Source organism: Novipirellula galeiformis (assembly GCF_007860095.1).
Taxonomy (GTDB): domain Bacteria; phylum Planctomycetota; class Planctomycetia; order Pirellulales; family Pirellulaceae; genus Novipirellula; species Novipirellula galeiformis.
The window spans coordinates 277,982-290,093 of record NZ_SJPT01000005.1 but is presented as its reverse complement, the minus strand read 5'-3'; the positions used below and the strand labels follow the sequence as shown (position 1 = coordinate 290,093).

The 12,112-nt window shown below is 56.4% G+C and carries 7 protein-coding genes; 4 read left to right on the top strand and 3 right to left on the bottom strand.

All coding sequences use genetic code 11. From position 1 onward, the window contains the following. Positions 1-33: 33 nt before the first annotated feature. Positions 34-2,553 carry a U32 family peptidase gene (locus tag Pla52o_RS14990; protein WP_146595416.1) on the top strand — a complete coding sequence of 840 codons (2,520 nt, stop codon included), beginning with the start codon at positions 34-36 and terminating at the stop codon, positions 2,551-2,553. A gap of 154 nt (positions 2,554-2,707) precedes the next feature. On the opposite strand, the gene Pla52o_RS14985 is transcribed toward Pla52o_RS14990, so the two are convergent. Then, positions 2,708-3,469: an SOS response-associated peptidase gene (locus Pla52o_RS14985; protein ID WP_146595415.1), complete on the bottom strand. Its 762-nt coding sequence runs from the start codon at positions 3,467-3,469 to the stop codon at positions 2,708-2,710. 608 nt (positions 3,470-4,077) lie between these two features. On the opposite strand from Pla52o_RS14985, the gene Pla52o_RS14980 reads away from it, so the two are divergent. Together Pla52o_RS14980 and Pla52o_RS14975 are read left to right on the top strand one after the other, a co-directional pair. Further along, positions 4,078-5,670: a TrkH family potassium uptake protein gene (locus Pla52o_RS14980; RefSeq protein WP_315852957.1), complete on the top strand. Its 1,593-nt coding sequence runs from the start codon at positions 4,078-4,080 to the stop codon at positions 5,668-5,670. Between the two features lie 137 nt (positions 5,671-5,807). After that, a complete protein-coding gene (locus Pla52o_RS14975; protein WP_231612415.1) occupies positions 5,808-7,286 on the top strand; it encodes an NfeD family protein in 1,479 nt (492 codons plus the stop codon). A gap of 52 nt (positions 7,287-7,338) precedes the next feature. Here the strand turns inward: Pla52o_RS14975 and Pla52o_RS14970 are convergent, their stop codons facing one another. Then, entirely contained in the window at positions 7,339-7,770 is a 432-nt protein-coding gene (locus Pla52o_RS14970) for an NINE protein (RefSeq protein ID WP_231612365.1), read from the bottom strand. Positions 7,771-7,944: 174 nt separating this feature from the next. On the opposite strand from Pla52o_RS14970, the gene Pla52o_RS14965 reads away from it, so the two are divergent. After that, complete coding sequence (locus Pla52o_RS14965; RefSeq protein WP_146595737.1) at positions 7,945-11,043, top strand: error-prone DNA polymerase; 3,099 nt, start codon at positions 7,945-7,947, stop codon at positions 11,041-11,043. A 15-nt stretch (positions 11,044-11,058) separates the two neighbouring features. Here Pla52o_RS14965 and Pla52o_RS14960 read toward each other — a convergent pair whose 3' ends face one another. Further along, positions 11,059-11,805, bottom strand: coding sequence for a hypothetical protein (locus tag Pla52o_RS14960; RefSeq protein WP_146595411.1), 747 nt, complete (start codon positions 11,803-11,805; stop codon positions 11,059-11,061). Positions 11,806-12,112 lie beyond the last annotated feature (307 nt).

Below are 12,112 nucleotides of genomic sequence, written 5' to 3'. Positions count from 1 at the left end.
CCAATTGGTCGATTGGTGGTCATACTTGGCGGAATGAACACCACGCAAAAAAATGTTGCTTCGCAAACGGAGCTGTTGTCGCCGGCTGGGGATTGGGATTGCGCACGCGCCGCCGTCGAAAATGGAGCCAACGCGATTTACTTTGGGCTCGATTGCGGTTTTAACGCCCGCTTCCGGGCCAAGAACTTTGGGCTCGATGATCTGCCACAACTGATGAGTTGGCTGCGGACGCGTGGAGTGCGCGGCTACGTGACGATGAACACGTTGGCCTTCCCTTCGGAGCTACCGGATTTGATTGAGGTGATCGAGCGAGTGGCCGATGCGGGGGTCGATGCCGTGCTCGTCCAAGATTTTGGCGTCGCCCGAATCGTGCGATCGATCTGTGAACAGCTCGAAGTGCACGCCTCGACTCAGATGAGCTTGACCAGTGCGGAAACGATTGCGGCTTGCCGTGACTTGGGGCTCTCACGCGTTGTGCTCGCCCGCGAGTTGTCGCTCGACGAAATCCGCAAGATCACGTCGGCGACCGAGATGCCGATCGAGGTGTTCATTCACGGTGCGTTGTGCGTGGCCTATTCGGGACAATGTTTGACGAGCGAATCGCTCGGGGGACGCAGTGCGAATCGGGGCCAATGCGCTCAAGCGTGTCGTTTGCCCTACGAGCTTATCTGCGATGGAGAGGATCGTGATCTGGGTGAGGTGCGTTATTTGCTGAGTCCTCAAGATTTGGCGGGTTATGCTGCGATCCCCGATTTGATCGACGCGGGCGTGGCTTCGCTAAAAATCGAGGGGCGACTAAAGACGCCCGAATACGTCGCCAATATTACGGGGCATTACCGACGTGCGATCGACGATGCCGTCCGCACCGGCCAAGTCCATGTGGACGAAACCGCGCGTCAAGAAATGGAATTGTCGTTCTCGCGAGGCTTTTCGCCAGGCTGGCTTGGCGGTAACGATCACAAGCAATTGGTTCCTGGGAAACAGTCTTCCAAGCGAGGCATTGAGATTGGCTCGGTGCTCGGTTTTGACCAGAACCGTGTTCGCGTGCGGCTTCGCGCTCCGGTCGCGTTGGGGGACGGATTGGCGATTGCCGTCGCTGGTGAAGCGATGCAAGGAGGTCGGATTTATTCGATCGAGGACGTGCAATACGAGCGGCTTGAATCGGCCGCCGCCGGTGCCGAAGTATGGATCGGCTTTGGCCGCGGCGAGATCGATTGGCGCGAAGTGGAACTCGACGACACGGTCTTTAAGAATGACGATCCCAAACTTAACCGTCGTTTGCGTCAGAGCTTTGCCAAACCCGATGCCGTCGCGCGTCAAGCGATCGATATCGAAGTCCGCGCGGCGGTCGGATCGGTGCTGCAAATGTCGGCAAAAACCATGGGAGGACGAGAGGTCTCGGTTTCCGGAACGCAGGTGCTCGAGAAAGCCAACAAACATCCTGCGGACGAGACGATGTTGCGCGAGAAAATTGCTCGACTCGGCGGAACCCCTTTCCAATTGCGAACCTTCACGGCCCAGCTGAGCGACGGACCGATGGTCCCGGTGGGCTTGCTCAACCAACTTCGCCGCGAATTGGTTGAGACGTTGATCGCACAACTCGAATCACGCCCCGAGCGCACGATCGATGTCGCCGCCGGTCGTCGCTTGCTCGCTCCGCTGAGCGGAGACGTTTCGTCTAGCCCCGACGCATCGCCGCGTTTAGCCGTGCTGTGCCGCAATTTGGAACAAGTCGCAGTGGCCAGCCAGTTTGAAGGATGCACGTTGTACGCGGATTTTCACGATATTCGCCAGTACAAACAGGCGATTGCCACCGCGCACGCAGGTGGTGCCCAAATCGGGATCGCTTCGGTGCGCATGCAAAAGCCCGGCGAGATGGGGTTGTTGCGCGTGCTGGGCCGTCATGAACCCGATTTCTTCTTGGCTCGCAATCTCGCGGCAATTCATCATTTGACTGCCACCGGGAAACCCGTGATTGCCGATTTCTCGCTCAATGTTGCCAATCACCGCTCGGCCGAGTGGTTGCTCGGTTTGGGAGTCCAACGCGTCACCAGTTCGTACGATTTGAATCGTGACCAGTTGATGGATTTGGTCAATTCGGTCGTGCCTGGTGATTTAGAGATCGTGGTACACCAGCATATGCCGATGTTTCATATGGAGCATTGTGTGTTCTGTAGCGTGATGTCGCCGGGCACCAACAAGACAAATTGTGGCCGTCCCTGTGACCGGCACGTGGTCAAGTTGCGAGACCGAGTGGGGGCGGAACATCCGTTGCAAGCGGATGTCGCATGTCGCAATACGCTCTACAACGCCACCGCGCAAAGCGGTTCGGAAATCGTTGCGGAGTTGATCGAGCGGGGCGTTCACTGGTTTCGTATCGAGTTACTCGAAGAAAACGAGAAGGAGACACGAGACACGATTCAGGCCTACCAATCGCTGCTCGCCGGAGAGATTTCCGGAAGCGAAGTGTGGACGCGGTTGCAAGCGACAAACCGCCTAGGGGTGACGCGTGGGACGCTCGAGTCGAAACGCAATCCGTTAGCGATTTTGTAATCGCGAATCCGCCGCTGCGCTCGCGGGTTGGGTTTTCTGCGGTAACGCGTCTAGAGCATTTTGACCAATGACGCGGGATTCAAACCGTAGCCCCGTTCGCAAGAACGTGGTCCACCGCGAACGCGACGGTACCGCCATCAAAATTAACAATGTTCTAATCGTCGAACATCGTTGTTTGAGTCGCTTGAGGGCGGCGAGTCGCTGGAGGGGGAAAGGCTTTGAGGTCGATCGGGCGAACACATTCGGGATCGTCGTTGCGAACGTGGTTGACGTGTCGCGAAACGGGGGTCGTGACGAAGAAGTCACTGGGGGCCGCGGCCAGTTGTTTTTTGAGCGAGGGTGTATCGCGATGGTTTGGATCGAGCCAGCGATCAAAGTCGCTTGGGTCGATGATCACAGGCATGCGATCATGGATCTTGCCGGTGACCTGGTTGGCTGGGGTCGTGATGACCGAAAACGACAGAATCGGTTCGGATCCGTTGGCGATTTTGGAGTTAGATTCCCAGACGCCTGCCATCGCAAAAACACCGTTGTCGGGTCGGTGAATCAAGTAGGGTTGTTTCGCCGCAGCTCGTTTTTGCCATTCGAAGTAGCCATCCGCGGGGATCAAACATCGTTGTTGTTGGAATGCGTTGCGAAAGGATCGTTTTTCGTCGATCGTTTCACACCGCGCGTTGATCATCCTCGCCCCGACGGTGAGATCGTCGGCCCAGCTGGGGACTAGTCCCCAACGCATCGCGGTCCCTTCGCGGCGGTCGCCTGCATTGGATTGCCGGATCACCGCGACCGATTGCGTGGGCGCGATGTTGTAACGGGGGGGATCCGTCGGCAAGGTAAAGTCTTGGGGATCGACGTCGGGGAGGAACATTTGCCGCAGATCGGCCAACGACGCGCGCAAGGTGAATCGACCGCACATTGATTCGCTTTCAAAACGACCCGCTCGATACTGGCGTGGCTTGCAACCCTTGTGCAAATCAGCGCCAGCTGAAATCAGTCCTGCGGGCCAATTTAACATAGGATGCCACGGGGTGGCCAAGCCCGCTTGCCGCTGTAAAACCGCGCTCAGTCCTGTTTTCGATCGTTTTGCCCCTTTAGCAGTTGACGGAATAAAGGTTCACGTTGCCGCCACCAGAATCGGACGCTCCGCGAGCGGATGGGCGGACTTGGGGGGAAAGAATCGCTTTTTCGCCTCTGTTTTCAAGTAAAATCGGCACCATGGCCGCATCGATTGAAGCCGACGCGCGGGCAAAGCAATTTCGGGACCAGGAAGGTTGAAATCGCAGCATGGGGGCCACCGCGGCAGGGGCAAAAGAGCCGGAGAACGTTCCCCATCGCCGCTTGGTGAGGGGGGCTCTCGACGGGGGAGTCGTCCCGCTTGCGAAGGACTCTACGATAGTTGGCGGTGGCGGGTTAAGCTGTGCAGTGAAAAGGTTTCCACTTCTACCTTGTATTGACCGACGTGCTTTGAACTATCCGTTACTGTTTCGTGTACTCGGCATCATTTGTTTGCTGATCGGCGGCTCGATGAGCTTCTGTTTGCCGTTTGCGTTTCCGGCGTTGGCCAATCGAACCCATTTGCCGGCTGCGGCAGCGTTTGAAACCGCGGGTGCGCGGGGGCTGTTATTGGGAACGGCGGTCAGCGTGATTGTGGGCGGCGGATTGCTGGCGATTGGTCGCCGCCATCGCGGTGGGCCGCTGTACCAAAAAGAGGCGATGGCGATCGTCGGGCTCAGTTGGGTATTGGCAACCGTGTTGGGGGCCTTGCCGTACTATTTGAGCGGAACGGAGATCGCGCCGGATCGTCCGATGACATTTATCGAAGCGATGTTTGAATCTCAATCCGGTTTTAGTACGACCGGAGCGACAGTGATCACGGATTTAGAAACGCCCGCGAGTGTGCCGCACTGCATTTTGTTTTGGCGGTCATGGACCCACTTCCTCGGCGGTTTGGGGATCGTGGTTTTGTTTGTTGCGATTCTTGGCCAAGGCTCGGCGGGCAAAGCGATGATGCGGGCTGAAATGCCGGGGCCGACCAAGGAGGGCAGCATGCCTCGGATGCAGCACACCGCGCTCGTCTTCGCGGCGATTTATATTGCGCTCAATGCGATCTTGACGGTGATCTACGCCCTCGAAGGGATGTCGTTGTTTGATGCGTTGTGTCACGCATTTGGAACGATGGCGACGGGCGGTTTCAGCACGTACAACCGCAGCTTGGGGCGGTTTGAAAGCGCTTCGATTGAATACACCACGATCCTCTTTATGGTCTTGGCCGGGACTAGTTTCACGCTGCTTTATCTGTCCCTTTTTGGGGGTCCCAAACGGCTGTTTCGCGACGTGGAATTTCGCACCTTCATCGGCATCATCTTGGGCGTTGCCGGCTGTATCGTGTTCTTCGGGATGCGCGCGGGGGACGTCGGATTTGGGACGCTGAGTGAATCGATTCGCAACGGTTTGTTCCAGGTCGTTTCGATCATCACGACGACGGGTTACGGGACCGCGGATTTTGACCAATGGAATAACTTTGGTCGAGGCATTTTGTTGTTGTTGATGTTTGTCGGCGGATGTGCGGGCAGCACCGGCGGTGGCATGAAAGTGATTCGTCACGTTTTGTTCTACAAGATTCTTCGTCAAGAAATCGAACGCGCCCATCGTCCTCGCGTCGTCCGCCAAATCCGGATTGGGGGAGCTCCCATCGATGACCCAAGCTTGACGCAGGGGATCGTTGTCTACTTTTCGATGATCTTGGCGATCTTTGTCTTCTCGTGGCTGTTTCTGATTACCTTTGAACCACGCGGGACTTGGGGAGCGGTGTCGCAAGCCGAGTTGGATGATCGCGAGGAGAATCTCAGCAGCCGCGGCCAACGGCAAGCAAAGGAACAGGTCGCGGCATTGGTCAACGAAGGAACGTTGGACGAAAAATTATTGGATTCCGCCAGTGCGGTGGCCGCCACGCTTAACAATATCGGTCCCGGTTTGGGGGTCGTGGGGGCAACTCAGAACTATGCAGGCTTTAGTCAGGGAGCGAAATTGTTGTTCGTTTGGCTGATGATGCTCGGACGCGTGGAGGTCTTCAGCGTGCTGGTTTTAATCTTTCCCAGTTTTTGGCGCCGCATCTGATCGGTGGGTGAGCCTAGGAAGTATCGTCTGTTAGAATTCAAACATGGTTTTTTCACGACAGGCTTGCACTGGGAACCAAAATGCGTGGTTTGCCGACTCTAATCTCGATATGCATCGCAGCGATCCTGCTCACGTTGATGCCCGCGCCAACCCAAGCTCCGCTGGGGCCGGCGGAGCAAGACGGCGTTGACAAAGCGCGGGTTGGGAATGTCACGCCGCGTCGCGCCGTGATCATTCCACTACAAGAGATGATTCACCCGCTCAGCGCCGCGCTGTTGGAACGCAAGTTTCGCGAAGCGGTCGATTCTGGCGTCGAGGTGGTGATCTTTGACATCCACAGCCCCGGTGGCTTCACGCAAGTCACGTTCGAATTGATGGACATGGTGCTTGACGCGAAGGATGTCGAAACGGTCGCCTTCATTGAAAAAGATGCGATCAGCGGGGCCGCCCTGTTTGCGCTCGCTTGCGACAAGATCATCATGCTACCCGATTCGAGAATCGGAGACGCCGGGGAAATCGTGATGGGCGCCGATGGAGCGTATCGTTACACCGAAGCGAAAAGCCGTAGCGTGTTGGCACAAAAAGTTCGTGATACCGCCGCCGCGACCGGACGACCGATCGCATTGGCGGAAAAGATGACGGACAAGGATATGATCGTCTTCAAAGCCACTCACAAAGAAGATGGCACGGTACGCTACTTTTCCGACAAAGAATGGATCGCATTGGAGGACCAAGACGCGTGGCAAAAAGGGACTCCGGTTCGCGAAGCCGGCAAGGAAATGTTCTTTACCGCCAACGGACGCCGCGCCGCGGAGCTGGGAATGATCGATCAAACGGTGTCCAACCGTAGCGAATTGGCTTCAGTCTTGAATCTCGAGGAACCGATTCCGACGATGGAGCGAACCTGGGTCGACACGCTTGTCTTGGTGTTGAATTCGGGGGTGGTCACCTTCTTGTTGATCGTGATTGGATTGACGGCCCTGGTGATCGAATTGGGGGCCCCCGGTTTGGGAATTGGCGGTTTGACTTCGTTGCTCTGTTTTGGATTGTTTTTCTGGAGTCGATTTCTGGGCGGGACCGCTGGTTGGTTGGAGGTCACTTTGTTCGTGATCGGGTTGCTGTTCATTGGGGCGGAGATCTTTGTGATCCCCGGCTTCGGGGTTGCCGGGGTCAGCGGCATCACGTTGACGTTGGGATCCTTGGTGATGGCATCGCGACGCGTTTTCGTGCCCCAGAACGGCGAAGATTTGATGGCCCTCGGAATGGATGTCTTAACGGTGTTTGGCGCCTTCTTTGCATTCCTGGTCGCGTTGCTCTTTCTCTCTCAATATTTGAGTGAAATCCCAGGGCTGAGCCGCTTGACGCTCAAGCCCACCGTGGCGTTGGAGGGGATGGCTGCAAACCCTCACGCCCCTCCTGCATCGTTGCCGGGATGGCAACGCGTCGAGGTGGGCAGCGTCGGGGAAGCGCTCTCGCCGCTGCGACCCGGGGGACGCATCATGGTCGACGACTTTACGGTCGATGTGGTCACCGAGGGGGATTTTGTCGATCCCGGAACCCAAGTACGCGTGATCGGCAAGCAAGGGGCGCGAGTGGTCGTGCGGCCCATCGCGTAAAGGCCCATCGCGTAAAGGTCGGAGGAGAACGCAGGCTTCAGCGCAGCCAGCTTCATTCGCCCCGGTTCACTTCCTCGATTTGTTCATTCAACGTGCAGGTGTCGTAGAGGTAGCCAATACCAAACAACCCGCCGGTCAAGAGATAGAGGACTCCCGTCGCAATCTTTCCCATATAGAAGCGATGGACGCCGAAGATACCCAGGAAGAGGTGCAGTACCCAAGTCACGGTGTAATCGATTCGGCCATTGGGGTATCTTTGGTTTGCCTGTTCCGCCATCGCGGGAATAAAAAAGAAGTCGACGATCCAGCCGATCAGAAAAATCCCGCCGGTAAAGAACCACAAGATCCCGGTCAAAGGTTTGCCGAAATAGAAACGATGGGCGCCGATAAATCCGAGGATCCAAAAGAGATACCCGACCAACACCGGATGAGAGACATCGGCGTCAGCGGTCGTTGGATTGAGATCCGTGTGATTCGTCGTCATGGGAGCCTTTTTCATCAAGATTGGAGGCGGATTAGAGGTGCGGGAGGAGGCAACATGACTATTCGTTCGTTATATCCATGTCTTTGCAAATGACGGTCCAATTGGCGATTTTATTTTTCTGCATCGATTCGAGTGAATCTGGCTCGCTTCGCGTTTACCGCCGGGGTGGGCAAGATGCAGTACGTTGAATTGCATTGTAAGAGCAATTTCTCGTTTCTGACCGGGGCGTCGCATCCCGACGAATTGGTCGAGCAGGCTGATACGCTTGGCTACGCGGGAATTGCGCTCACCGACGAAGCGTCGCTGGCCGGAATCGTCCGCGGCCATGCGCCCGCCAAGGACGCCGGGATCCAGTACATCGTGGGCAGCGAGTTGCATCCCAGCGATGCGCCGCCGATGGTGCTTTGGCCGACTAATCGTGCGGCTTATGGACGACTATGTCGGCTGATTTCGCTAGGCCGGATGCGGTGCGAAAAGGGACGTTGCGAACTCGCTTGGCACGAGATTGCCGAAGCGAGCGAGGGCATGATCGCCGCCGTCATTCCCAACGATCAGTGTAGCGGCCGTTTTTTGAGAACGGCGTTTCGTGAGGTCTTTGCTAACCGCGGCTACATGTTCCTCGAATTGCATCGAGGCGTGGATGATCGCGACAAGGCGCTGCGGCTTCGTCAATTTTCCTTACAGAACGATGTGCCGCTGGTCGCTGCGGGCGATGTGCACTACCACGTCGCACCGCGGATGCTGTTGCACGACTGTGTGACGGCAATTCGTCATGGTTCGACCATCGACCACGTTCATCGCGAGCGTTTCGCTAACAGCCAACATGGGATGCGTTCGCTCGCGGAGATTGCCGATGTGTATCGCGATGCCCCGGACGCGATTGCCCGCACCGTTGAGATCGCTGGGCAGTGTTCGTTTTCGCTCGACGAACTTCGTTACGAGTATCCCTTAGAGATTGCACCGGAGGGGATGACGCCGGTGGAACATTTACGGCGATTGACCTGGGAAGGGGCGCAGCAGCGATGGCCCCAGGGGGTTCCCGAAAAGGTGATCGATCTGATTCGTCATGAAATGGAATTGATTTGCGAGCTCCATTATGAAGCCTATTTTTTGACCGTTTGGGATCTGGTTCGGTTCGCACGGGAGCGAAACATTTTGTGCCAAGGTCGCGGCTCTGCAGCGAACTCGACCGTTTGTTATTGTCTTGGCATCACCAATGTCGATCCGAGTCAGACCGATTTGTTGTTCGAGCGATTCATAAGTCGCGAGCGCAACGAGGCTCCTGATATCGACGTTGATTTCGAACATCAACGTCGTGAAGAGGTGTTGCAGTATTTGTACGAGAAATATGGTCGTCATCGCGCTGGATTGACCGCGACGGTCACGTCGTATCGCACGCGGAGTGCGATTCGCGAAGTGGGAAAAACGCTTGGGATGTCGCCCGATGTGATCGATTCACTGGCAAAATTTGCTGGCGGGCACGATCAAGGTAGCGACTTTGCGCAGCGCTGTCGCAATGGCGGACTGGATCCCGAGACGGAGATCGGCAAACGCTTTGTCTACTTGGTGGAGTCGCTGGTCGGGTTCCCACGTCATTTATCGCAACACGTCGGTGGGATGGTCATCACCCAAGGCGAACTTTGTGAATTGTGTCCGATTGAAAATGCGGCGATGGAAGGCCGGACGGTGATCCAGTGGAACAAGGACGACCTCGATGAACTCGGGATATTAAAAGTCGACGTGTTGGCGCTGGGGATGCTTTCAGCCCTGCGCCGTGGTTTTGAATTGGTTGCTAAGTACCATGGGCGTTCGCTTTCGCTGGCCAGTATCCCCGCGGACGATCAGCCGACGTATGACATGATTTGTGCTGCCGATACGGTGGGCGTCTTTCAGATCGAAAGTCGAGCTCAGATGAGCATGTTGCCGCGGCTGAAACCACGCTGTTTCTACGACTTGGTCGTGGAGGTGGCGATTGTGCGACCGGGGCCGATTCAAGGCAACATGGTCCACCCGTTTTTACAGGCTCGTGAAAACCCCGATGCGGTGGTGTATCCCAGCGAGGCGATTCGGGGCGTCTTGGAAAAGACGTTGGGCGTGCCGATCTTTCAAGAACAAGCGATGCGTTTGGCCGTCGTCGCGGCCGGCTTTACGCCCGGCGAAGCGGACCAGTTGCGGCGTGCCATGGCCGCTTGGCGGCGTCCCGGAGTGATCGATCGCTTTCGAATCAAGTTGCTTCAAGGGATGAAGGAAAATGATTTGTCGAGCGAATTTGCCGAGCATGTGTTCAACCAAATCCGCGGTTTTGGTGAATATGGGTTTCCCGAGTCGCATGCGGCAAGCTTCGCCTTGTTGGTCTACGCCTCGTGTTACTTAAAGAAACACTATCCGGCGGCATTCTGTGTGGCACTGCTCAACAGCCAACCGATGGGTTTTTATGCACCGGCCCAATTGGTTGCCGATGCGAAACAACATGGTGTCCGCACCTTGCCAGTCGATATCAACGACAGCGAGTGGGAATCGGGGCTTCGCAAGGATCCCAATCGTCCCCAGCCGTCGATTCGTCTGGGCATGCATATGGTTCGTGGGCTGTCGGCCGAGGCGGCCACGAAGATCCTCCATCAGCGGCAACAAAACGGGGCGTTTCAAAGTATTGCCGAGGTGGTGCGCCGCAGCGGAATTTCAAATTCGGTCGTCGCGACCTTGGCCGATGCCGGCGTGTTTGAGTCGATCGCCGGAGACCGACGCGCTGCGATTTGGCAATCGCTTGGCGAAGAAAAGAAGCCGCAATCTCGACCGTTGTTCGATCACGAGCCAGCCGACGAAGAAGATTTGCCCGCAGCCTTGGTGCCGATGACACCGCAGCAGGAAGTGCATGCCGATTACAACAGTACCGGAATGAGTTTAAAGGCCCATCCGGTTTCGTTCCTGCGCGGGGCGCTCGATCGACAACGCTGTGTGCGGGCTGGCGATCTGAAGACGCTCCGTGACGGACGGCATGTTCGCGTCGCGGGGTTGGTCTTGATGCGGCAACGTCCTGGAACCGCCAAAGGGATCACGTTTGTGACGATTGAAGACGAAACCGGGCCGATCAACCTTGTCTTCTTTCCGGCGGTTTGGAAACGTTTTTTTCGCATCGCCCAGACGAGCAACCTGTGGTTGGTCGATGGGAAACTTGAAAATCGTCAAGGCGTCATCCATGTGATCGCGGGACGCATCTCTGACTTAGCCAACGAGTGTCCGGAATTGAACCCGCGGTCGAGAGACTTTCGTTGAGGACGATAAAGGGGATTAGAGAATGCTTTCGGCGACCAGTTGCTCGGTGTGAGCACGGCACTGATCGACGCGCCATTGGACGATGCCTTGAGGATCAATCTCGCACTTGAGCAACAGATAGATTTTCTTCGGTTCGGTGTCGCGATCGGGGTTTTCCAAAAAGACTTCCGCTTGCGGAGTGCCGTAAGACTGAAACACTCGCACGGGCTCGGAACGCTGCCAAGCGACCCCGGGGCCGAGGGCGAGGATTTGTTGGTTGAGCAAGTCGGTTTCAAACTCCGTGAAGCTTGTCATCGTCTCTTCGGTCGATTCGTAATGTTCCATCAACGGCATCTTTGTGGGCAGACGATCGACCGCATTTTTTTTCAGCTCCAAGGCAATCGCGAATTCACCGCTGCCAATCACATCCAAATATTGGCGGGCAAAGTATTCCGCTTGCTGCCCCAGCGTGGCCGACTTCATGGTGTGGATAAAAAAGCCACACGAGCCGAATCCCACCGCCAGCAGTAACCCCAATTTGGCGGGGGTTATGCCGACCGGTTTGGGGTCAGTCCAAGGCCGCAAGGCAAACAATCCCAATGCGATCGCGATGATCGCCGTGACAATCATGGGGTAACCGATCAGGCTCAGCACGCTGAGCAACCCAAATAACAGGGCGATAAATCCAGAGAGGCGGAGCGGGGCCACTGGCTCCTCTGTCTCAAATCCTCCTTCGCCGCCCATCATCGGAACGATCGGTTTCATCTCAGCATCGGTCGACATCAGGAAAGAAAGCTCGTGGAAGGATTGGGAGATCGGTTTAGACGGCTTGGTAGTTTGTCTACGCCGGTAGAAGGAGGAGGGTTTGCAAGCGAAGACAAAATGTCGACTTTTTTATGCTGTTTGTTTGTACAGGTTCGCCAAACTCCCAAATCGAGTGGAGGGACCCAGCTGTCGCAAAACGGGGGCATTGCCGGTGGCGTCACCGCTTTTCTGTCAAATCGGCAGCGGAAATATGATGGTGCTAGCAAGAAATAGATCTAGCCGAGTGAATCGCTTGTCGACTACAAGCCACATTCCAAGTCAGTGA